Raw genomic sequence first — 21,063 nt, forward strand, 5'->3', positions numbered from 1 at the left:
GGCTTTGGCGCGACTATCAGGGAGAGAGGCCATGGCCAGACACGAAGGCGGCTGCCAGTGCGGCGCGGTGCGATACGCGGTCGAGGTCTCGCTCGACAACCTGATCACCTGCAACTGCTCGCGGTGCGGCAGGCTGGGATCGGTGCTGGCCTTCGCGCCGGCCTCGGCGTTCGAGCTGAAGCAGGGGCAGGACGCCCTGACCGAATACCGCTTCAACACCCACAAGATCGCGCACCTGTTCTGCAAGACCTGCGGCATCGAGTCCTTCGGCCGCGGCGTCGGGCCGGACGGGACGGAGATGGCGGCGATCAATGTCCGCTGCCTGGACGACGTCGACGTGTTCGCGCTGGAACCGCACAAGTTCGACGGCAAGTCGCGCTAGGGCGATTCATAGTCGAGCCTGATCCCCGAGTTTGCTGTCCGCCACGAACACGTCTGTCGGCCGCCACCGACAATCGGTTCGCGCCATGATCCACGGGGCAGGTTTCGGGCTGGACGCCGGTGGCCGTTTCCGCCCCCTTCCGGTCCTTGGCGGGGTCGGTTTCTGGCACCTGCTGGAACCCTAGGCGATGTCCGAGACACCCGTTAGATGGCGCGCCAGCGGGCTCCCGCCGGATCGGTCATTTCGCCCCGGGCAATTTGATCCCCAGCAGGACCAGTCGGTCGCCAGTGATCCCGAACCAGTGAGGTACGCCCGCGGGGATCAGAATGACGTCGCCTGGGCCGAGTGTCCGTGTCACACCGCCCTCGATCTGGCTTCCCTCGATCAAGTTGGCGTTTTTGACCTTTGAATCGGCCATGGCCCCGCCCGAAACAAGCGTGCCAGAACCTTCCAGGACGATTGCGTATTCCGCTTCGGCGGGGTGAACGGCGGGGCGGCCCGGCTTCTTCCATATTTCGATCGCCGCCACGGTCGCGCCATCGCGAACCAGAGGGCGCCACATGAACCCCTGGTCGGGTTTCATCGTGGCGAGCATCTCGCGTAGTTGAGCTTGGACATCCGCGCCGCTCGCGAAACCGGAGGGGCCGGTTGCTTGAGCAGGGCTCGTCTGCGCGCAAGCGACGCCTGACGAGAGCGCAAGCAGCAACGACGTCGCGCAGATCGTGAAGGCTCTAGCCATTGTCTTCACCGCAGCTCTCCCTGGGTCGTGAACCATAAACGCGAATGGCCGCTTCCGCCTACGTTAGCTGCTCCCCCTCGGGGGGAGTGTCGCGGAGCGACCGAGAGAGCCATCGCCGCCGATTCAAAGCTAGCCCCGTCCGGCCCGCCAGGCCACCTCCGCCAGACGGTGAGGATTTGACCGCGTCGGCTAACCATCCCTGAGGGTCAAGCCGCCCCTACCAGGCCATGGCGCGGCAATTGGGCAGGCGGGCGCGGCTGAGGCGGCGATGGGCGGCCTTGCCGCAGCCGACGATCATCGGCGCGTCGGCCCCGCGCAGCAGCGGCAGGTCGTCGAGGCTGTCGGTGTAGGCATAGGCCCAGCGCTTGCCGTGGCCCGCCTCGGCCAGGGCCTGGCACTTGCGTTGGTTGCGGCAATGGACGTCGGCCACCCAGCCGCCGGCCCGGCGCTTGAGCGAGGTGCCCAGCACCACGATGGGCCGGTTCAGCGGGGTGATCAGGGCCTGGGCCAGCACGGTCGGCGCGGCGGTGACCACCACCACCTCGTCGCCATGGGCCAGATGCTCGTCGAGCGTTTCCATGCCCTGCCCGCGCCAGCGCAAGGGCAGGGTCTTGGCCTGGAACTGGCCGGCGAAGTCCGCGCAGGACTCGCGCAGCTTGCGCTCGCACAGCCCGACCGTGGCGATCCACAGCAGGATCGAGGCCCCGGCCCGGCGGGTGCGGGGCGCGATCACCATCGGAATGGCGACCGGGGCGACCAGCAGCGTGGCCAGAAGTCGGGGAACGGAGCGGCGAACCCGGCCCCACAGCCACAGCGCCGTGGAATCGCCATCCAGCAGAGTGCCGTCGAGATCGAAGACCGCGAGCATGGCCTTCTCCTAGCGTCCGAACCTGTCAGGCATGTGTCACGCCTGTGGGCAGGGTGTGTCGGTCTGTGGATAAAACGCGGTGAAAGCCGGTTTCGCCTCAGGGCGGGGAGGCGGCCGCCCGGCGCGAAATCGCCTTCGAAAGCGACCGCACGGGGCACGAACCCGCGCGTTGGGGCTTGCTTTCTGGTCCGTTCACGCCTATTTGCGCGGCCATTCCACACGTGGACGTGCGGCGACGCCGGGGAGACATCCCGTCGTTACCGTTCCGGTCCCGGTCCGAATCGTCGGAGCGGGGGTGTCCACGGAGGTTCAACCGGAAGAAGGAGACCTATCATGGCGCTTCCCGAATTCTCCATGCGTCAGCTCTTGGAAGCTGGCGCCCACTTCGGCCACCAGACGCACCGCTGGAACCCGAAGATGGACCGCTACATCTTTGGTTCGCGTTCGAACATCCACATCATCGACCTGTCGCAGTCGATCCCGCTCCTGCACCAGGCTCTGGTGAAGGTGCGTGAAGTCGCCGCCGCCGGCGGCCGCGTGCTGTTCGTCGGCACCAAGCGCCAGGCTTCGGACCCGGTCGCCACCGCGGCCAAGCGCTGCGCCCAGTACTACGTCAACCACCGCTGGCTCGGCGGCACCCTGACCAACTGGCGCACCGTCTCGGGCTCGATCGCGCGTCTGCGCGAACTCGAAGGCATCATGGGCGGCGAAGGCCAAGGCCGTTCCAAGAAGGAACTGCTGCAGCTGACCCGCGAGCGCGACAAGCTGGAGCTGTCGCTGGGCGGCATCAAGGACATGGGCGGCATCCCCGACATCATGTTCGTGATCGACACCAACAAGGAAGCGATCGCGATCCTGGAAGCCCGCAAGCTGAACATCCCGGTCGTCGCCATCCTCGACACCAACTGCGATCCAGACGGCATCACCTATCCGATCCCGGGCAACGACGACGCCGCCCGCGCGCTGCAGCTGTACTGCGACCTGATCGCCGACGCCGTCCTGGACGGCCTGGCCGCCGGCCAAGCCAACTCGGGCGTCGACCTGGGCGCCTCGATCGCTCCGATCGAACCGACCCTGGCTCGCGAACTGACCCCGGAACCGGTGGCTGAAGCCGCCGCCGCCCCGGTCGCCGCCGAGGAAGTCGCTGCACAGGAAGCGGCGTTTGAAGCCGCCGCTGCTCCCGAAGCGGCCCCGGCCGTCGAAGCCGCTCCGGAAGCCGCTCAAGAAGCGACCGCCGAAGCGATCGAAGCCGTCGCCGAAGAGCCGGCCGCGAGCTGATTTTCCGATCGCCGGGTCGGGATTTCGGTCCCGATCCGGTCTTCGTGAACCTGACATGCGACCGGGCTATCAAGCCCGGTCGTAATTTTGTTTCACGCGTTTCCTAAAAGGCGACCCGGTCGCGGTGGGAAACGCTCCGATATTCAATGGAGGAACTCATGGCTGAAGTGACCGCTGCGCTGGTGAAAGAGCTGCGCGAAAAGTCCGGCGTCGGCATGATGGACTGCAAAAAGGCCCTCGTCGAAAACAACGGCGACATCGAAGCGTCCATCGACTGGCTGCGCGAGAAGGGCCTGTCCAAGGCCGCCAAGAAGGCCGACCGCGTCGCCGCTGAAGGCCTCGTCGGCATCGCCGTCCGCAACGACGGCGCCGGCATGACCGCCGCCGCCGTCGAAGTGAACGCCGAGACCGACTTCCTGGGCCGCAACGAGCTGTTCCAGAACGCCGTCCGCAAGATCGCGGCCGTCGGCCTGGACAACGACGGCGTGGACGCCATCAACGCGGCCAAGACCGCCGACGGCGACGTCGTGTCCGACACCCTGACCAACCTGATCGCCACGATCGGCGAGAACATGGTCCTGCGCCGCGCGGCCAAGTTCACCGTCGCCCAGGGCGCGGTGTCGTCCTACATCCACAACGCGACCGCTCCGGACCTGGGCCGCATCGGCGTGCTGGTGGCCATCGAAGGCGCCGGCGACCAGGCCAAGATCCTGGAGCTGGGCCGCAAGATCGCCATGCACGTGGCCGCGACCGCCCCGCTGTCGCTGTCGCCGGACGACCTGGACCAGGCCGCCATCGAGAAGGAGCGCCAGATCTTCACCGCGCAGGCGCTCGAGTCGGGCAAGCCCCCGGCCGTCGTCGAGAAGATGGTCGAAGGCCGCATCCGCAAGTTCCTGGAAGAAGTCGTGCTGCTGAAGCAGGCCTTCGTCATGAACCCGGACCAGACCGTCGAGCAGCTGGTCGCCGAGACCGGCAAGGAACTGGGCTCGCCGCTCACCGTGAAGGGCTTCGTTCGCCTGGCCCTTGGTGAAGGCGTGGAGAAGGCTCCGGAAGGCGATTTCGCCGCCGAAGTCGCCGCCATGGCCGGCCAAGCCTAAGTCTCTTCCGCCGCCTTCAGGGGCGGCGGACTGGACCGCCTATGAAAAGGCGCGGCGCGCATCGAGCGCGCGCCGCGCCTTTTTTGCGCCCGGGTCGCGCATCTGCACGCGATCTGGCCGGTTTCAGCCCGGAAAACCGATCCCACTTTTTCGGAACGCGCACTATGTTGCGTCCCGACGACTCAGGAAGAGCCTCCGCATGTCCGAACCTCAGCACAGACCCTACCGCCGCGTGCTTCTGAAGGTTTCGGGCGAGGTGTTGATGGGCGACACGCCCTACGGCATCGACACCAAGACCGTCGAATCGGTGGCCGAGGACATCCGCGAGATCGTCCAGTCCGGCGTCGAGCTGTGCCTGGTGATCGGCGGCGGCAACATCTTCCGCGGCATGGCCGGCGCGGCCAAGGGCATGGAGCGCTCCAGCGCCGACTACATGGGCATGCTGGCCACGGTGATGAACGCCCTGGCCATGCAGGACGCCCTGGAGCGCATCGGCGTCTCCACCCGCGTGCAGTCGGCCATCCCGATGGCCACGGTCTGCGAGCCCTACATCCGCCGCCGGGCCCAGCGTCACCTTGAAAAGGGCCGGGTGGTGATCTTCGCCGCCGGCACCGGCAACCCGTTCTTCACCACCGACACCGCCGCGGCCCTTCGCGCCGCCGAGATGCAGTGCGACGCCCTGTTCAAGGGCACCAGCGTCGACGGCATCTACAGCGCCGATCCCAAGAAGGACCCGGCCGCCAAGCGCTACGACACGCTCAGCTACATGGACGTCCTGGCCAAGGACCTGCGGGTCATGGACGCCTCGGCCGTGGCGCTGATGCGCGACAACAACATTCCGATCGTGGTCTTCTCCATCAAGGGGCGCGGCAACCTGCTGAACGTCTTGAAGGGGCAGGGAACGCACACCGTCGTTTCCGGTGACCGCGCCGCTTAAACTTCCAGCGAAGAGAGCCCAAGCCATGGCCACCGCCGAAAAACCCGTCCTATCCGGTTACAAGGACCGCATGGACAAATCCGTCCTGTCCCTGAAAGAGGACTTCGCCGGTCTGCGCACCGGTCGCGCCTCGTCCAGCCTGTTGGACCAGATCATGGTCAACGCCTACGGCTCGATGGTGGCGCTCAACACCGTGGCCTCGATCAGCGTGCCCGAGCCGCGCCAGATCAACGTCAACATCTGGGACAAGGGCGTTGTCGCGGCGGTCGAGAAGGCCGTGCGCAATTCCGATCTGGGCCTGAACCCGGTTGTCGAGGGCAACAACCTGCGCATCCCGATCCCGCCTCTGACGGAAGAGCGCCGGAAGGATCTGTCGAAGATCGCCGGCAAATATGCCGAGGCCCAGAAGGTCGCGGTCCGCAACATCCGTCGTGACGCCAACGACGACCTCAAGAAGGCCGAGAAGGCTTCCGTCATCAGCGAAGACGAGCTGAAGAAGATGGAGACCGAGGTCCAGAAGATGACCGACGAGGCCATCAAACGCATCGACGAGGCCTTGAAAACCAAAGAACAAGAGATCATGCAGGTTTAGCATCGACCTGCGTTGTGGGGGGCGATGAGGGAAGGCTGAAGCGCATGGCGCCGACGACCGGCCTGCAGAATGTCTCGACGCGCCCCGGGGGCGCGAAGTCGGGGCAATCTCTGCATGTGGCCATCATCATGGACGGCAATGGCCGATGGGCGAAGCGGCGCAACCTGCCGCGCGTCCTGGGCCATCGGGCCGGCGTCAACGCCCTGAAGCGGACCGTCGAAGGCGCCGCCGACCTGGGCGTGGGCGTGATGACGGTGTTCGGTTTCTCCACCGAGAACTGGAGCCGGCCGCCGCAGGAGGTGTCGGAACTGATGGGCCTGCTGAAGGCCTATCTGGAGTCCGATCTCGAGCGCCTGGCCCGCGAGGGCGTGAAGGTTCGGATCATCGGCCGCCGCACGGGCCTGGCCGCCGACGTGCTGGCCGTGATCGATCGGGCCGAGAGCCGGACCAGCCACAACAGCGACTTCCTGCTGCAGGTGGCGTTCAACTACGGCGGCCGCGCCGACATCGCCGACGCCGCCCGCGCCTTCGCAGAGGCCGTGGAGCGCGGCGAGGCCCGGGCCGCCGACATGAACGAGGCCGTGTTCGAACAATACCTGTCCACCGCCGGCGCGCCGGCCCCGGACCTCATCGTGCGCACCAGCGGCGAGCAGCGGATCTCGAATTTCCTGCTTTGGGAATGCGCCTACGCCGAACTCGTGTATCAGGACGTTCTGTGGCCGGACTATGGGCCCGAACACCTGGCCGCCGCGTTGACGGAGTATCGCAGCCGCGACCGTCGCTATGGAGGTATCGCCGTCGATGACGTCGCCGTCGCCGGCTAAACGTTTTAACTGGAGCAACCTGCGGATCCGTGTCGCTTCGGCCACGGTGCTGGTGCCTACGGTCGTGGCCGCCGTGTGGTTCGGGAACGTCTGGTTCCTGGGCCTGATCCTGGTCGGCGTGGCGCTCCTGGCCCGGGAGTGGGCGGAGATGAGCGCCCGCCGCGCCGCGCTGGGCGTGGCGGTGGCCATCGGCGCGGCCGTGGCGATCTCGGTGATCGTCGCCTTCCTCGGCCACTACTACATCACCTGGCCCGTGGTGATCGCCGGCGCCCTGGCCGCGGCCCTGATGGCGCGCGGCGCCGTCGAGCGCCGGGCCGACGCCGCCTATGGCGTGATCTACATCGCCCCGGCCGTCATCGCGATGATCTGGCTGCGCCGCATGGACGCCGGCCTCAGCTGGACCCTGCTGCTGTTCACGGTGACCTGGTTCGCCGACATCTTCGCCTTCGCGGTCGGCAGCCTGCTGAAGGGCCCCAAGCTGTGGCCGCGCTATTCGCCCAACAAGACCTGGTCGGGCTTCTTCGGCGGTCTGGTCGCCGCCTCGCTGGGCGCGGTCGGCATCGTGGCCCTGTCCCAGGCGCTTCCGGCCTTGCCCGACCTGCATCTGCCCTGGCCCGTCGCGGCCGCGATCGGCCTGCTGGGCGGCTTGGCCACCATGGCCGGCGACCTCTGGGAATCGATGCTCAAGCGCCGGTTCGGCGTGAAGGATTCGGGCGACCTGATCCCCGGCCATGGCGGCATGCTCGACCGCGTCGACGGCCTGATGTTCGCCGCGATCGTGGTCGCCGGCGCGCGACTGCTCGACCAGTGGGGATGGCTGCCTTGACCCCCACAAGCGAGGGTAGGGCCCGCAAGGTGGTGGTGCTGGGGTCGACGGGGTCCATCGGCGTTTCGACGCTGGACCTGTTCGAACAGGCCGAGGTCGCCGTCGAGATCCTGGCCCTGACAGCCGGCCGCAACGTCGAGAAACTGGCCGAGCAGGCGCTGCGCTGGAAGCCGCAGGTCGCGGTCATCGACGACGAGACGTGCCTGCCCGAACTGCGCGAACGCCTGGCCGGTTCCGGCGTGCGGGCCGCCGCCGGCGCCGCCGCCGTCTCCGAAGCCGCCGCCATGGGCGCGGACTGGGTGATGTCGGCCATCGTCGGCGCGGCGGGCCTGGCCCCGACCCTTGCCGCCGCCCGCACGGGCGCGGTCATCGCCCTGGCCAACAAGGAAAGCCTAGTCTGCGCCGGTCCGGCCCTGCTGGCCATCGCCCGCCAGGCCGGCGGCTCGGTGATTCCCGTCGATTCCGAGCACTCGGCGATCTTCCAGGTGCTGCAGCGCGATTGTATCGACCAGGTATCGCGCCTGATCCTGACGGCCTCGGGCGGACCCTTCCGCACCTGGGACAAGGCGGCCATGGCCCTGGCCACGCCGGAGCAGGCGGTGGCCCATCCCAACTGGTCGATGGGCGCCAAGATTTCGGTCGATTCCGCGACGATGATGAACAAGGGCCTCGAGATGATCGAGGCATCGTACCTGTTCGAGACCCCGCAAGAGCGCATCGACGTCGTGATCCACCCGCAGTCCGTGATCCACAGCCTCGTCGAATACGCCGACGGCTCGACCCTGGCCCAGCTGGGCCCGCCGGACATGCGCAGCCCGATCTCCTGCGCCTTCTCCTGGCCCCAGCGCCTGTCCTGGCCCGCCAAGCCCCTGAATCTGGCCGCCTACGGCCAGCTGACGTTCGAAGAACCGGACCTGGACCGCTTCCCGTCGATCGCCATCGCCCGCGAGGCCCTGCGCCTGGGCGGAGGGGCGCCGGCGGCGATGAACGCCGCCAACGAGGTGGCCGTCGCGGCCTTCCTTGACCGCCAGATCGGCTTTCTGGATATTGCCGGCGCGGTGGCGGGGACTCTTGAGCGCATGAACGGCCTAGGAAATTTGGCTCAGAGCGACGACAACGCCCTCGAGAGCGCGATGATGACGGACGCTTCGGCTCGCCGCATTGCGGCCGAGGTTGTCGGTCAAGTTCGCCGTCCAAACTGAAGACGAGAAGAAATCCGACATGCTCGGCTTCATCCAGTCCGCCGCGACCTACCTTATCGCCTTCCCGTTGGTGATCCTGCTGGTCGTGACGATTCACGAACTGGGACACTTCTGGGCGGCCAAGGCCTGCGGCGTGGCCATCGACCGATTCTCGATCGGGTTCGGCAAGCCGATCGCCAAGTGGCGCGACAAGGCGGGCGTGCAATGGCAGCTCGGCTGGCTGCCCCTGGGCGGCTACGTGCGCTTCTCGGGCGACGAGAACGTCGCCAGCGTGCCTGACCAGGACGACCTGCAGGCCTTGCGCGCCGAGATCGAGCGCCGCGAGGGCCGGGAAGCGGTCGCCCGCTACTTCCACTTCAAACCGCTGTGGCAGCGCGCGATCATCGTCGCGGCGGGCCCTGTCGCCAACTTCATCCTGGCCATCGTGCTGTTCGCGGCCCTGGTGGGCGTTTTCGGCGACGTCATCCGCCGGCCGATCGTCACCGGCGTGAACGCCGGCAGCCCGGTCGCCGAGGCGGGCTTCCGGCAGGGCGACGTCATCCTGTCGGTCGACGGCCGCAAGCTGAAGGACTTCACCGACCTGGATCAGTACGCGATGCTTCGCAGCGCGGTGCCGATCGATTTCGAGGTCAAGCGCGGCGACCAGACTCTGGCCCTGACGGCGACGCCGGCGCTCGCCGAGATCCCCGACGGCCTGGGCGGCAGCCAGAAGGGCGGCGTCCTGGGCTTCGGCGTTCCGGCGGTCGTCGACGAGGTGCAGCCGGGCGGCGCCGCCGAGCGGGCGGGCTTCAGGCGCGGCGACGTCGTGCAGCGCGCGGACGGGACGGCGATCAACAGCTTCGAGGACCTGACGGCCTTCGTGAAGCGACGCGGCGCGGTTCCGATCACCTTCGACGTCTATCGCGGCGGACAGACGATCCAGCTGGTGGCGACCCCGGCCCTGGGCGACGCGCCCATGGCCAACGGCAAGACCGAACGCCGCCTGATGCTGGGCCTGAGCCGGATGATGCCCCGCCAGTACATCGAACGGGTGCGCTACAATCCGATCCAGGCGCTCGGCTTCGGAGTCACCCGCACCTGGGGCGTGCTCGACACGACCGTCTACTATCTGGGCCGCATGATCCGCGGCGAGGTTTCGGCCGACCAGATCGGCGGCCCCATAGGCATCGCCAAGACGTCGGGGCAGATGGCCCAGATGGGCGCGGCGGCCGGCACGAATCTGCCCACCATGCTGCTCGGCGCGGGGGTCAATCTTCTCCAACTCGCCGCGTTCCTGTCGGTGAGCATCGGCTTCATGAATCTGCTGCCGATCCCCGTTCTGGACGGGGGCCATCTGCTGTTCTACGCCTACGAGGCGGTCGCGCGGCGACCTCTGGGGGCGCGGCTGCAAGCGGCCGGTTATCGGGTTGGCCTTGCACTGTTGATGGGTTTCATGTTGTTCGCGACCTGGAATGATCTGCAGCGCTTGAGCGTGTTCAAATTCTTCGGCGGTCTGTTCTCTTGAGCGGTCGCCTTCCGTCCATGATTGGTCCCATGAGCAAAATTCGCGCCCATAGCGCCGCGTTCGCCACCGGCGTTGCGCTCCTTCTCGGTTCCACGGCGCTGACCGCGCCGCAGATCGCCTTCGCCCAGGCCCAGATGACGGGCGTGGTCCAGCGCATCGTGGTGCAGGGCAACGAGCGGATCGAGCAGGGGACCGTGCTGTCCTACCTGCCGATCCAGCCGGGCGAGACGGTCGATCCCCAGCGCCTCGACCTGGCGCTGAAGACCCTGGCCCGCACCGACCTGTTCGCCGACGTGAAGATCGAGCTCCAGGGCGGCGACCTGATCGTCAAGGTCGTCGAGAACCCGATCATCAACCAGGTGGTCTTCGAGGGGAACTCGGCGCTCAAGGAAGACAAGCTGAAGGACGAGGTGCAGATCCGTCCGCGCGGCATCTTCACCCGCGCCAAGGTCCAGGCCGACGTCCAGCGCATCATCGAGCTCTATCGCCGTTCGGGCCGCATCTCGGCCACGGTGACGCCCAAGGTGGTCGAACTGCCGCAAAAGCGCGTCGACCTGGTGTTCGAGATCAACGAAGGCCCCAAGAGCGGCGTGCTCGGCGTCAACTTCCTGGGCAACAGCGAGTTCTCGGACAACGACCTGAAGGACGTCATCGTCACCAAGGAGTCGCACTGGTACAAATTCCTGACCAGCAACGACAACTATGACCCGGACCGGATCGAGTACGACCGCGAGCAGCTGCGCAAGTTCTATCGCAACCGCGGCTATTTCGACTTCCGCGTCGTGGCCTCGGTCGCCGAACTGGCCACCGACAAGAACGGCTTCGCGGTCACCTACACGATCGAGGAAGGCCCCAAGTACAAGTTCGGCAAGATCACCGTCGAGACCGAGCTGAAGAAGCTGAACGGCGACCTGCTGGCCCAGATCCTGCCGGTCCGCACCGGCCAGCTGTACGAAGACGAGAAGATCGAGCAGGCCACCGACGCCCTGACCTTCGCGGCGGGCGCCGCCGGCTTCGCCTTCGTGGACGTGCGTCCGCGCTACGTGCCCAACCACGAGACCAACACCGTGGACGTGGTGTTCTCGGTGCGTGAAGGCCCGCGGGTCTACGTCGACCGGATCGACATCGTCGGCAACACCCGCACGCTGGACTACGTCGTGCGCCGCGAGCTGGAAGTGGCCGAAGGCGACGCCTACAACCGCGTCCTGGTCGACCGCTCGAAGAACAACGTCCGCGCGCTGGGCTTCTTCAAGGACGTCGACATCGAGGAAGTGCCGAGCGACCGGCCCGACCGCACGACCCTGCGGGTCAAGACCGAGGAGCAGCCGACGGGCGAACTGTCGTTCAGCGCCGGCTACAGCTCGGTCGACAAGCTGGTGCTGGACGTCGGCATCACCGAACGCAACTTCCGCGGCCGCGGCCAGAACCTGCGGGCCCGCGTCTCGGTCGGTTCGCTGCGTCAGCAGATCGACTTCGGCTTCACCGAGCCGCGCTTCCTGGGCCGCGACCTGCGCGCCGGCCTGGACCTGTATTCGTACCGCTACGACCTGAGCGACTACGCCGCCTACGACACCCAGTCGACCGGCGGCACGCTGCGTCTGGGCTTCCCGTTGACCTCGAACGCTTCGATGAGCCTGCGTTACCAGCTCCGTCAGGACAAGGTCAGCGTCGAGGACAATCTCTGCGCCAGCGGCCAGGTGTCGGACATCCTCTGCCTGCAGCGCGGTTCCTACATCACCTCGCTGTTCGGCTACGGCATGCGGATCGACAAGCGCAACGACCCGATCCAACCCACCCGCGGCTGGTTCGCCGACCTGAGCCAGGATCTGGCCGGCTTCGGCGGCGACGTGAAGTATCTGAAGACCGAGACCGACGGCGGTTGGTACTGGGGCTTCAACAAGGACTTCATCTTCAGCGCCACCGGTTCGGCGGGCTATATCGAAGGTTGGGGCGGCGACAACATCCGCATCAACGACCGCTTCTACAAGGGCGGTTCGACGTTCCGCGGCTTCGAGATCGCCGGCATCGGTCCGCGCGACACGACGACGCAGAGCAGCGCCCTGGGCGCCAAGCTCTATGCGATCGGCACGTTCGAATTGACGGTTCCGACCTTCCTGCCCGAGCAGTACGGCATCAAGGCCGCAGTCTTCTCCGACTTCGGTACGGCCGGCCAATTGGACGACATCGATCGTCTGAACTCGGACGGCACCATCAACCCGAACATCAAGGACAACCTGGCCTTGCGTGCTTCGGCCGGTCTGAGCATCGACTGGAAGTCCCCCATGGGTCCCATCCGGTTCGATTTCAGCCATATTCTCGCTAGAGAAGACTACGACAGAACCGAAACCTTCCGGTTCTCCACCTCCACAAGGTTCTAACCAACATGACCTCCAAGTTCCTCGCCGCGACCGTCTCGGGTCTGGCCGCTCTCGCCACGGCGTCGGGCGCTTTCGCCCAGGCCGCGCCGCCCGCCGCCGCTCCGGCGGTCACCCATGGCGCGCCGATCGCCGGCGTCTGCATCTTCTCGAGCCAGCGCGCCGTGGCGACCTCGCTGGTCGGCAAGGCTGTCGATGCTCGCCTGAAGGCCATCATCGCGCAGGTCAACGCCGAGCTGGGCGGCGAGCGCACCAGCCTGGACAACGACGCCAAGGCCCTGGAAGCCAAGAAGGCCACCCTGGACCAAAGCGCCCTGGAGCAACAGGCCGCCGCCCTGCAAGTGCGCGCCAACGCCTGGCAGCGTAAGGGCCAGCTGCGCCAGCGCGAAGTCGAGGCCACCGAGCAGAAGCAACTGGCTCGCGTGTATCAGGAACTCGACCCGGCCATCCGTCAGGCCTATCAAGCCAAAACCTGCGCGATCCTGATCGAGCGGGAATCGGTCCTGCTGGGCAATCCGGCCATGGACATCACCGACGGCGTCGTGGCGGCCGTGGACGCCCGCATCAAGACCCTGACCTTCGACCGCGAACGTCTGGACCAAGCGGCTCCGGGGGCTCAAGCTYTCCAACCGACCCCCAAGAAGCCGTAGTTGAGTCGGCTCGGGCCTAACGCCCGGGCCGCTCCCCCGAGAGGACCAATGCCGGACCCGCGCTTTTTCGAAGACATGGGTCCGGCGACCCTCACGGAACTGGCCAGCCTGAGCGGTGCTCGGCTGGCCGATCCGGCCGACGGCCACCACCTGATCTCGCACGTCGCTCCGCTCGAGAGCGTCGGCGCGGGCGCCGTCACCTTCCTGTCCGATCCCAAGCGCCTGGCCGACCTGGCCGGCCTGAAGGGCGCGGCCTGCTTCCTGCGGCCCGAGCACGCGGCCCAGGCTCCGGCCGGCTGCAGGCTGCTGCTGACCAGCCATCCGCAGGCCTCATGGGCCGCCGCGGCCGAAAGGCTGCACGCGCCGCGCCGTCACGACGGTTCGGTGCAGTCCATCCATCCCGATTGCGAACTGGAGGATGGCGTCAGGCTGTCTCCGGGCGTCGTGATCGGGCAGGGGGCCAGGATCGGTCGCGGGACCTATCTGGCGCCTGGCGTGGTGATCGGACCGGGCGTGGCGGTCGGCCGCGACTGCCGGATCGGCGCCAACGCCGTGATCGGTTTCGCGCTGGTCGGCGATCGGGTGTCGATCCACGCCGGGGCGGTGATCGGCGAGGCGGGATTCGGCGCGGCCGGCGGTCCTAAGGGCGTCGTCGACCTGCCGCAGCTGGGGCGGGTCATCCTGCAGGACGGGGTGACCATCGGCGCCAACAGCTGCGTGGATCGGGGCGCTTTCGGCGATACGACGATCGGCGAGAACACCAAGATCGACAATCTCGTCCATGTCGCCCACAACGTCCGGCTCGGTCGTAACTGCGTCGCCGCCGCCTTCACGGGCATTTCCGGCAGCACCGTGGTGGGCGACGGAGTCGCGTTCGGCGGCAAGGCCGGCGTGGCCGATCACCTGACGGTCGGCGCGGGCGCCCAGATCGGAGCCTCGGCGTCGGTCTTCAAGGACGTGCCGGCCGGCGAAACATGGACTGGGTTTCCGGCGCGACCGCTGAAGCGGTGGCTCCGAGAAACCGCATGGCTGTCGCGCAAGGCGGGCGGCCGGGGAATCAAGGGGCCAGAATGAGCCAATCCAAGACTGAAGAGCCCCAAGCCAGCGAGGGTTCGGCCAATATCGACATCGCCGAGATCCTGAACCGGATCCCGCATCGCTACCCATTCCTGCTGGTCGACCGGGCCGAGGCCTATCGCGCCCACCAGTCGATCGTCGGCATCAAGTGCGTGACGATCAACGAGCCGTTCTTCCAGGGCCACTTCCCGGGCAACCCGGTGATGCCCGGCGTGCTGATCATCGAGGCCCTGGCCCAGACCGGCGCGGTGCTGATGAGCAAGTCGCTCGAGGTCGACACCGACGGCAAGACCATCTTCTTCATGTCGGTCGACAACGCCCGCTTCCGCAATCCCGTGCGCCCCGGCGACGTGATCCGCATGGAAGTCGAGGTGGTCCGCGCGCGTTCGAGCATCTTCAAGTTCAAGGGCGTGGCCAAGGTCGGCGACAAGGTCGCGGCCGAGGCCGAGTTCGCGGCCATGGTGGTGGAGACGCCCAAGGCATGAGCCAGATCCATCCGACCGCCATCGTTTCGCCCGGCGCGCAGCTGGGCCAGGACGTCGAGATCGGCGCCTTCTGCACCGTGGGCCCCAAGGTCCAGCTGGGCGACGGCGTGCGGCTGGTCTCGCACGTGGTGATCGAGGGCGCGACGCAGATCGGAGCGGGTTCGACCATCTATCCGTTCGCGGTGCTGGGCGGCGCGCCGCAGCACCTGGCCCACAAGGGCGAGGACACCCGGCTGGTGATCGGCGAGCGCAACATCATCCGCGAGCACGTCACCATGCACACCGGCACGATGGGCGGGGGCGGGGTGACCAAGGTCGGCTCCGACAGCCTCTACATGGTCGGCGCCCACGTCGCCCACGACTGCATCGTCGGCGATCGCGTGACCTTCGCCAACAACGCCACGCTGGGCGGCCACGTGGTGATCGGCGACTTCGTGTTCATGGGCGGACTGTGCGCCGTCCACCAGTTCACCCGCATCGGCCGCTATTCGTTCGTCGGCGGCGGCGGCGTGGTGACCAAGGACGTCATTCCCTACGGCTCGGTGTGGGGCAACCACGCCCACCTCGAGGGGCTGAACCTGGTGGGCCTCAAGCGCCGCGGCTWCAGCCGCGAGGCGATCAACGCCCTGCGCGCGGCCTACCGCCTGCTGTTCGCCGACGAAGGCACCTTCCAGGAGCGCCTGGACGACGTGGCCGAAGCCCATGCCGACACGCCCGAGGTGATGGAGATCGTCGAGTTCATCCGCTCCGAGGCCAACAGGCCCCTGTGCCTTCCCGAGCGCGAAGTCTAGGAGGGCGACCATGCGCAAGCTTGGTCTGATCGCCGGAGGCGGCTCCCTGCCGGTGGAGCTGGCCCAGCACTGCGAGGCGGCCGGCCGGCCGTTCGCGGTGATGCGCCTGCGGTCGTTCGCCCAACCGGTCCTGGCCCGCTATCCGGGCGTCGAGGTCGGGCTGGGCGAGTTCGGCAAGGTGTTCAAGGCGCTGCGGGCCGAGGGCTGCGAGGTGGTGTGTTTCGCGGGCGTGGTCGATCGGCCCGACTTCGCGGCCATCAAGCCCGACCTGCGCGGCCTGACCGTGATCCCGGGCCTGGTCAACGCCGCCCGCAAGGGCGACGACGCCCTGCTGCGCCGCCTGCTGGCCGAGTTCGAGAAGGAAGGCTTCGCGATCGAGGGCGCCCACGAGGTGCGGGGCGAGATGACGCTGCCGCGCGGGGCGCTGGGCAAGCATGTTCCCAAGGACAGCCACGTCGCCGACATGGACCGCGCCCTCGACGTGGCCCGGGCCATCGGCGCGCTGGACGTGGGGCAGGGCGCCGTGGTCTGCGACGGCCTGGTGCTGGCCGTCGAGGCCCAGGAGGGCACCGACGCCATGCTCCGCCGGGTGGCCGACCTGCCTCAGGCCATCCGCGGCAACGCCGAGGCGCCGCGCGGCGTGCTGGCCAAGGCGCCCAAGCCGATCCAGGAGACCAAGGTCGACCTGCCCACCATCGGCGTCGCCACCGTGCAGCGCGCGGCCCGCGCCGGCCTGGCCGGCGTGGTCGGCGAGGCCGGACGCCTGCTGATCGTCGATCGCGAGCAGGTCATCGCCTGCGCCGACGACCTGGGCCTGTTCGTGTACGGGGTCGAACCACGGGCCGACGCATGAGCCCCGAGAGCCTCCCGAAGTCCGGACCGCTGACCGTGATGCTGGTGGCGGCCGAGGCCTCGGGCGACGCCCTGGGCGCCAAGCTGGCCCGCGTGCTGCGCGACCGGCTCGGCGCAGACAAGGTGCGCTTCGTCGGCGTCGGCGGGGCCAAGATGGCGGCCGAGGGCGTCGAGAGCCCGTTCGACATCGCCCAGCTGTCGATCCTGGGCATCGTGGAGAGCCTAAAGGCCTATCCCAGGGCCATGGCGCGCCTGAAGGACACCCTGGCCCTGGCGGCCCGCGAAAAGCCCGACGTGGCGGTGCTGATCGACAGCTGGGGCTTCAACATCCGCCTGGCCAAGGCGCTGCGGAAGCAGGATCCCGACCTGCCCCTGGTCAAGTATGTCGCCCCCCAGGTCTGGGCCTATCGCGCCAGCCGCGCCAAGGACCTGGCCGGGGCGGTGGACCTGCTGCTGTCGATCCAGCCGATGGACAAGCCGTTCTTCGACGCCGTCGATCTGCCCAGCGTCTTCGTCGGCAACTCTGCCCTGGCCCACGATTTCAGCCACGCCGATCCGGCCAGGCTGCGCGCCGCGATCGGCGCGGCGCCCGGCGAGCCGATCCTGCTGGTGCTGCCCGGCAGCCGTCCGTCCGAAATCCAGCGGGTCATGCCGCCGTTCGAGGACGCCGTGCGCCGGTTGAAGGCCGAGCGGCCGAACCTGCACGTCGTCGTGCCGGCCGCCTCGACCGTGGCCGCAAGCGTCAAGGCCCGGGTCGCGGCCTGGCCGTTCCGGGCCCATGTCATCGAGGGCGACGACCTCAAGGACGACGCCATGGTCGCCGGCACGGTCGCCCTGGCGTGCAGCGGCACGGTGACCACCGAACTGGCCCTGGCCGGCTGTCCGATGGTGGTCGGCTACGTCACCGGCAAGATCACCTACGCCTTGCTGAAATCGATGTTCAAGCCGCACTGGGTGACGCTGTTCAACATCGCCGCCGACGACACGGTCGCGCCCGAGCTGCTGCAGGAGGCCTGCACGGGCCGGGCCCTGGCCGCCGAGGTCGCCAGGCGGCTGGACGCCCCTTCGCTGCGCGAGTCCCAGATCGCCGCCCAGAGCGCGGCCCTGGACCGGATGGGGCGCGGCATGCCCGACCCTTCGGAAGCCGCGGCTTCGGCCCTGCTGGACTTCCTGAGGGCGCGCGGATGGGCCGTCTAGGCGGCCGCGGTCCCGAAGGCGTTAAGCAAGCCTTTAAGATACGCTTCACGGCTCTCCGCTAGGTTGGAAGCTCTGGCGATCCTCTCGTCGCCGGCTGGAGCCCTGGCGTGACGATCTTCCCGGTCGCCCCTTTGTCGCCCCTGGCGCCGTCCACTCCGGTGAACCAGGCGGCCGACGCGCTTGCCCGACTCGCCGTCATCCAGACGGTCGAGACCCTGGGCGCGATGATCGACCAGTCCGATTCCCAATCTCAAGAGGACCCGGTCAACCTGGCCAAGAACGCCGTGGGCGAAGGCGAGGCCAGCCGGGCCCGGTTGGCCGAGGCTCGAAGCGTCGCCGGTGGTCCCGAGGTTCTGGCCGACACGCCCGCCCGCGCCGTCGCGGCCGCCGCCGGCCGCGCCGCCGGCCGCCAGGCGGGCCTCGCGCCGCTGATGGCCGACATGGCCCAGGCCGCCGCCGAACCCGACACCCCGCGCCAGGTCAAGGCGGCCATCGCCCAGGTCATGGCGCTGAGCGCGCGCATGGACGGCCAGATCAGCGGCCCCGAGATCCGCCAGGCCTTGCAACGCTCCGGCCTGTTCCTGGAGGCCCGCCTGGCGTCCAGCGGCCAGGCCCAGCGCCAGCAGACCGGCACCCTGACCGCGCCGCCCAAGGCCGTCCCGACGCCGACGCCCAACAGCGACATGAAGGCGGCGCTGCTGGTGTTCCGCGAGGTGGTCAAGGCCTGGGCCGGCGGTCTGCCGCCGACCTCGGCCCAGGCCGGCCCCGTGCCGAGCGCCCCGCTGAACGCGCCGCCAGGCCCCGCCGCCACGGCGGCGGCCTCCGCGGCCCAACTCGCCGATCGCGGCACGCCCCACGCCCTGATCGCCACGACCACGTCGTCGACGAGCGCGTCGGTCGACCCGGTCGTCGCCGATCCGGAGACGCCGGTCCCGCCGCCCGCCGACGACGGCGCGCCCGCGCTGGCCAAGCCGGCCGGCGGCTGGCCGAACGTCAACGCGCCCTGGCAGGCCGTCCGTCCTCCCCCCGCGCCGCCACAGCCCCCGCCCTTGCCGGCCTTCGGGGCCATCGTGGCCGAGGACTTTCCGCCGACGCTCCTGGCCATGCCGCGCACGGCCTCGGCGGCCATGGCCTATGGCGGACCCGAGGCCGCGCCCGCGCCGCCGTCCCAGACCCCGCCGCCCTATGCCGGGGCCCCGACCCACGCCCAGGCGGCCGCCCAGCCGGGCCTGCCGACCGGCGCGGGCCCCCACGCCGTCGCCCAGCGCCTGTTGACCGAGACCAGCGCGGCCTTGGCCCGCACCGAGCTGCTGCAGATCGCTTCGCTGCCCGAGCCGCCGGCCGCCGGCCGTCCGGTGGACGACCACGCCCAGCGCTGGGTGTTCGACATGCCGTTCATGACCCCGCAGGGGCCCGCCGCCGCCCAGTTCGAGATCAGCCGCGACGGCGGCGGCTCGGGCGGGGAGGGCGGCCACGCCCTGGGGCGCACCTGGCGCGCCCGCTTCTCGCTGGACGTCGAGCCCATGGGTCCCGTCCACGCCCAGGTGGCCCTGACCGGCGACCGGGCCCGCGTGTCGCTGTGGGCCGAGCGCCCGTCCGCCATGGCCCGCCTGCGCACGGGCGAGGAGCGCCTCAACAGCGCCCTGCGCGAGGCCGCCCTGGAGCCCGAGGTGGCCTTCCACACCGGCCAGCCGCGCGCCTCGGCCGCCGCTCCCGGGCAATTCCTGGATCAAGCTACATGAGAGGGGCCACATGACCGGCCCGATCCGCTCCACCGGACCGCGCATCGCCGTGGCCCTGCAGTACGAGGAGCCGGGCGCCCCGCGCGTGGTGGCCTCGGGCCGCGGCTGGGTCGGCGACAAGATCATCGAGACCGCCCGCGAGCATGGCGTGCCGATCGAGGAGAACCCGGCCCTGGCCCAGGCCCTGTCGACCATCGAGCTCGACGAGGAAATCCCCGAGGCGCTCTACGTCGCCGTCGCCGAGATCCTGGGCTTCATCCTGCGCAGCGCCGAAGGGCGCTAAGAAAAAGGCCCCGCTTTCGCGAGGCCTTTTCCATTCAGCGATGCCGACGCGCTTAGCCGCGCGTTTCGACCGCCACGTAGTCGCGTTGCGTGGCGCCGGTATAGAGCTGGCGCGGACGGCCGATCTTGCGCGAGGGATCCTCGAACATTTCCTTCCACTGGCTGATCCAGCCGACGGTGCGGGCCAGGGCGAACAGCACGGTGAACATGTTGGTCGGGAAGCCCATGGCGCGCAGGGTGATGCCCGAATAGAAGTCGATGTTCGGGTACAGCTTGCGGTCGATGAAGTAGGGATCGCTGAGGGCGACCTTTTCCAGCTCCATGGCCACGTGCAGCAGCGGGTCGTTGATGCCCAGTTGCTCCAGCACCTCGTAGCAGGTCTTCTGCATGACTTTGGCGCGCGGGTCGAAGTTCTTGTACACGCGGTGGCCGAAGCCCATCAGCTTGTACTTCTTGTCCTTCACGCCCTGCACGAAGGCGGGGATGTTCTCGACCGTGCCGATCTCTTCCAGCATCTCCAGGGCTTCCTGGTTGGCGCCGCCGTGCGACGGGCCCCAGAGGCAGGCGATGCCGGCGGCGATGCAGGCGAACGGGTGAGCGCCCGACGAACCGGCCAGGCGGACGGTCGAGGTCGAGGCGTTCTGCTCGTGGTCGGCGTGCAGGATGAAGATGCGGTCCATGGCGCGGGTCAGGACGGGATTGGGGACCCAATCCTCGGCCGGCACCGAGAAGCACATGCGCAGGAAGTTCTCCGAGTACGACAGCTCGTTGCGCGGCGTCACGAACGGACGGCCTTGCGAGTACTGGAAGGCGCGCGCGGCGATGGTCGGCATCTTGGCGATCAGGCGATGGGCGCTGATCTCGCGTTGCTTGGGATCATCGACGTTCAGGCTGTCGGCGTAGAAGGCCGACAGAGCGCCGACCGCGCCGGTCATCACGGCCATCGGGTGGGCGTCGCGGCGGAAGCCCTGGAAGAAGCTGTCGAACTGGGCGTGCAGCATCGTGTGGTAGGTGATGTTGCGTTCGAACTTGGTGAATTCATCGGCCGTCGGCAGTTCGCCGTTCAGCAGCAGGTGGCAGACTTCCAGGAACGAGGACTTCTCGGCCAGCTGGTCGATCGGATAGCCGCGGTGCAGCAAAATGCCGGCGTCGCCGTCGATATAGGTGATCTTGCTTTCGCACGACGCGGTCGAGGTGAAGCCCGGATCGAAGGTGAAGTGGTCGGAGTCGGCGTAGAGCTTACGCACGTCCAGCACGTCCGGACCCGTGCTGCCCTTGAGGATCGGCAGGTCGTAGTTCTTTTCGCCGATCGTCAGCGTGGCTTTGTCGGTCATGCGAGAGACCCCTTCAAGAGTGGAACGGT

At 68.4% G+C, this 21,063-nt stretch carries 21 protein-coding genes; 18 read left to right on the top strand and 3 right to left on the bottom strand.

Going from position 1 to position 21,063, the window contains the following annotated elements; translation table 11 throughout:
- The first annotated feature begins 31 nt into the window (after positions 1–31).
- Complete coding sequence (locus AC1DYP_RS12080; RefSeq protein WP_477033908.1) at positions 32–382, top strand: GFA family protein; 351 nt, start codon at positions 32–34, stop codon at positions 380–382.
- Positions 383–620: 238 nt separating this feature from the next.
- Here AC1DYP_RS12080 and AC1DYP_RS12085 read toward each other — a convergent pair whose 3' ends face one another.
- Together AC1DYP_RS12085 and AC1DYP_RS12090 are read right to left on the bottom strand one after the other, a co-directional pair.
- Complete coding sequence (locus AC1DYP_RS12085) at positions 621–1,121, bottom strand: cupin domain-containing protein (protein ID WP_477046537.1); 501 nt, start codon at positions 1,119–1,121, stop codon at positions 621–623.
- 217 nt (positions 1,122–1,338) lie between these two features.
- Complete coding sequence (locus AC1DYP_RS12090; protein WP_477046538.1) at positions 1,339–1,989, bottom strand: haloacid dehalogenase-like hydrolase; 651 nt, start codon at positions 1,987–1,989, stop codon at positions 1,339–1,341.
- A gap of 333 nt (positions 1,990–2,322) precedes the next feature.
- On the opposite strand from AC1DYP_RS12090, the gene rpsB reads away from it, so the two are divergent.
- The 17 genes from rpsB (at position 2,323) to AC1DYP_RS12175 (ending at position 19,701) form a co-directional block, all read left to right on the top strand.
- Positions 2,323–3,267 carry a 30S ribosomal protein S2 gene (rpsB, locus tag AC1DYP_RS12095; RefSeq protein WP_477046539.1) on the top strand — a complete coding sequence of 315 codons (945 nt, stop codon included), beginning with the start codon at positions 2,323–2,325 and terminating at the stop codon, positions 3,265–3,267.
- Between the two features lie 158 nt (positions 3,268–3,425).
- Positions 3,426–4,364 (top strand): translation elongation factor Ts, encoded by a 939-nt coding sequence (gene tsf / locus AC1DYP_RS12100; protein ID WP_477033904.1) that lies wholly within the window; start codon positions 3,426–3,428, stop codon positions 4,362–4,364.
- A gap of 199 nt (positions 4,365–4,563) precedes the next feature.
- The gene (pyrH, locus tag AC1DYP_RS12105) at positions 4,564–5,301 is read left to right on the top strand and encodes a UMP kinase (protein WP_477033903.1); all 738 of its coding nucleotides are present in this window, start codon (positions 4,564–4,566) and stop codon (positions 5,299–5,301) included.
- A gap of 25 nt (positions 5,302–5,326) precedes the next feature.
- Positions 5,327–5,893, top strand: a complete 567-nt coding sequence (gene frr, locus AC1DYP_RS12110) for a ribosome recycling factor (protein WP_477033902.1) — start codon at positions 5,327–5,329, stop codon at positions 5,891–5,893.
- A 44-nt stretch (positions 5,894–5,937) separates the two neighbouring features.
- Positions 5,938–6,717: a polyprenyl diphosphate synthase gene (gene uppS / locus AC1DYP_RS12115; RefSeq protein ID WP_477033901.1), complete on the top strand. Its 780-nt coding sequence runs from the start codon at positions 5,938–5,940 to the stop codon at positions 6,715–6,717.
- Positions 6,695–7,543, top strand: a complete 849-nt coding sequence (locus tag AC1DYP_RS12120) for a phosphatidate cytidylyltransferase (RefSeq protein ID WP_477033900.1) — start codon at positions 6,695–6,697, stop codon at positions 7,541–7,543. Before uppS ends, AC1DYP_RS12120 begins: the two co-directional genes overlap by 23 nt.
- On the top strand, positions 7,540–8,745 hold the full coding sequence (locus AC1DYP_RS12125) for a 1-deoxy-D-xylulose-5-phosphate reductoisomerase (protein WP_477046540.1): 1,206 nt from the start codon (positions 7,540–7,542) through the stop codon (positions 8,743–8,745). The genes AC1DYP_RS12120 and AC1DYP_RS12125 overlap by 4 nt, the downstream gene beginning before the upstream one ends.
- Before the next feature lie 19 nt (positions 8,746–8,764).
- Positions 8,765–10,249 carry an RIP metalloprotease RseP gene (gene rseP / locus AC1DYP_RS12130; RefSeq protein WP_477046541.1) on the top strand — a complete coding sequence of 495 codons (1,485 nt, stop codon included), beginning with the start codon at positions 8,765–8,767 and terminating at the stop codon, positions 10,247–10,249.
- Positions 10,250–10,266: 17 nt separating this feature from the next.
- Positions 10,267–12,627 (top strand): outer membrane protein assembly factor BamA, encoded by a 2,361-nt coding sequence (gene bamA, locus AC1DYP_RS12135; RefSeq protein ID WP_477046542.1) that lies wholly within the window; start codon positions 10,267–10,269, stop codon positions 12,625–12,627.
- Positions 12,628–12,632: 5 nt separating this feature from the next.
- On the top strand, positions 12,633–13,274 hold the full coding sequence (locus AC1DYP_RS12140; RefSeq protein WP_477046543.1) for an OmpH family outer membrane protein: 642 nt from the start codon (positions 12,633–12,635) through the stop codon (positions 13,272–13,274).
- Positions 13,275–13,322: 48 nt separating this feature from the next.
- Positions 13,323–14,348, top strand: coding sequence for a UDP-3-O-(3-hydroxymyristoyl)glucosamine N-acyltransferase (lpxD, locus tag AC1DYP_RS12145; protein WP_477046544.1), 1,026 nt, complete (start codon positions 13,323–13,325; stop codon positions 14,346–14,348).
- The gene (gene fabZ, locus AC1DYP_RS12150) at positions 14,345–14,836 is read left to right on the top strand and encodes a 3-hydroxyacyl-ACP dehydratase FabZ (RefSeq protein ID WP_477046545.1); all 492 of its coding nucleotides are present in this window, start codon (positions 14,345–14,347) and stop codon (positions 14,834–14,836) included. The genes lpxD and fabZ overlap by 4 nt, the downstream gene beginning before the upstream one ends.
- Positions 14,833–15,627 carry an acyl-ACP--UDP-N-acetylglucosamine O-acyltransferase gene (gene lpxA, locus AC1DYP_RS12155; protein WP_477046546.1) on the top strand — a complete coding sequence of 265 codons (795 nt, stop codon included), beginning with the start codon at positions 14,833–14,835 and terminating at the stop codon, positions 15,625–15,627. Before fabZ ends, lpxA begins: the two co-directional genes overlap by 4 nt.
- A 10-nt stretch (positions 15,628–15,637) precedes the next feature.
- A complete protein-coding gene (lpxI, locus tag AC1DYP_RS12160; RefSeq protein WP_477046547.1) occupies positions 15,638–16,480 on the top strand; it encodes a UDP-2,3-diacylglucosamine diphosphatase in 843 nt (280 codons plus the stop codon).
- Positions 16,477–17,676 carry a lipid-A-disaccharide synthase gene (gene lpxB, locus AC1DYP_RS12165; RefSeq protein WP_477046548.1) on the top strand — a complete coding sequence of 400 codons (1,200 nt, stop codon included), beginning with the start codon at positions 16,477–16,479 and terminating at the stop codon, positions 17,674–17,676. Before lpxI ends, lpxB begins: the two co-directional genes overlap by 4 nt.
- 107 nt (positions 17,677–17,783) lie before the next feature.
- Positions 17,784–19,418, top strand: coding sequence for a flagellar hook-length control protein FliK (fliK, locus tag AC1DYP_RS12170; protein WP_477046549.1), 1,635 nt, complete (start codon positions 17,784–17,786; stop codon positions 19,416–19,418).
- Positions 19,419–19,428: 10 nt separating this feature from the next.
- A complete protein-coding gene (locus AC1DYP_RS12175; RefSeq protein WP_477046550.1) occupies positions 19,429–19,701 on the top strand; it encodes an EscU/YscU/HrcU family type III secretion system export apparatus switch protein in 273 nt (90 codons plus the stop codon).
- Positions 19,702–19,753: 52 nt separating this feature from the next.
- Here the strand turns inward: AC1DYP_RS12175 and gltA are convergent, their stop codons facing one another.
- Positions 19,754–21,034 (bottom strand): citrate synthase, encoded by a 1,281-nt coding sequence (gene gltA, locus AC1DYP_RS12180; RefSeq protein WP_477046551.1) that lies wholly within the window; start codon positions 21,032–21,034, stop codon positions 19,754–19,756.
- Between the last annotated feature and the right edge of the window lie 29 nt (positions 21,035–21,063).

The sequence above is a fragment of the Caulobacter sp. P1_D6 genome, from assembly GCF_056406095.1.

Excerpts from the sequence above, each read along its gene's own strand:
- AC1DYP_RS12080 (WP_477033908.1), top strand. The coding sequence starts at position 32 with ATGGCCAGACACGAAGGCGGCTGCCAGTGCGGCGCGGTGCGATACGCG.
- AC1DYP_RS12085 (WP_477046537.1), bottom strand. The coding sequence starts at position 1,121 with ATGGCTAGAGCCTTCACGATCTGCGCGACGTCGTTGCTGCTTGCGCTC.
- AC1DYP_RS12090 (WP_477046538.1), bottom strand. The coding sequence starts at position 1,989 with ATGCTCGCGGTCTTCGATCTCGACGGCACTCTGCTGGATGGCGATTCC.
- rpsB (WP_477046539.1), top strand. The coding sequence starts at position 2,323 with ATGGCGCTTCCCGAATTCTCCATGCGTCAGCTCTTGGAAGCTGGCGCC.
- tsf (WP_477033904.1), top strand. The coding sequence starts at position 3,426 with ATGGCTGAAGTGACCGCTGCGCTGGTGAAAGAGCTGCGCGAAAAGTCC.
- pyrH (WP_477033903.1), top strand. The coding sequence starts at position 4,564 with ATGTCCGAACCTCAGCACAGACCCTACCGCCGCGTGCTTCTGAAGGTT.
- frr (WP_477033902.1), top strand. The coding sequence starts at position 5,327 with ATGGCCACCGCCGAAAAACCCGTCCTATCCGGTTACAAGGACCGCATG.
- uppS (WP_477033901.1), top strand. The coding sequence starts at position 5,938 with ATGGCGCCGACGACCGGCCTGCAGAATGTCTCGACGCGCCCCGGGGGC.
- AC1DYP_RS12120 (WP_477033900.1), top strand. The coding sequence starts at position 6,695 with ATGACGTCGCCGTCGCCGGCTAAACGTTTTAACTGGAGCAACCTGCGG.
- rseP (WP_477046541.1), top strand. The coding sequence starts at position 8,765 with ATGCTCGGCTTCATCCAGTCCGCCGCGACCTACCTTATCGCCTTCCCG.
- bamA (WP_477046542.1), top strand. The coding sequence starts at position 10,267 with ATGATTGGTCCCATGAGCAAAATTCGCGCCCATAGCGCCGCGTTCGCC.
- lpxD (WP_477046544.1), top strand. The coding sequence starts at position 13,323 with ATGCCGGACCCGCGCTTTTTCGAAGACATGGGTCCGGCGACCCTCACG.
- fabZ (WP_477046545.1), top strand. The coding sequence starts at position 14,345 with ATGAGCCAATCCAAGACTGAAGAGCCCCAAGCCAGCGAGGGTTCGGCC.
- lpxI (WP_477046547.1), top strand. The coding sequence starts at position 15,638 with ATGCGCAAGCTTGGTCTGATCGCCGGAGGCGGCTCCCTGCCGGTGGAG.
- lpxB (WP_477046548.1), top strand. The coding sequence starts at position 16,477 with ATGAGCCCCGAGAGCCTCCCGAAGTCCGGACCGCTGACCGTGATGCTG.
- AC1DYP_RS12175 (WP_477046550.1), top strand. The coding sequence starts at position 19,429 with ATGACCGGCCCGATCCGCTCCACCGGACCGCGCATCGCCGTGGCCCTG.
- gltA (WP_477046551.1), bottom strand. The coding sequence starts at position 21,034 with ATGACCGACAAAGCCACGCTGACGATCGGCGAAAAGAACTACGACCTG.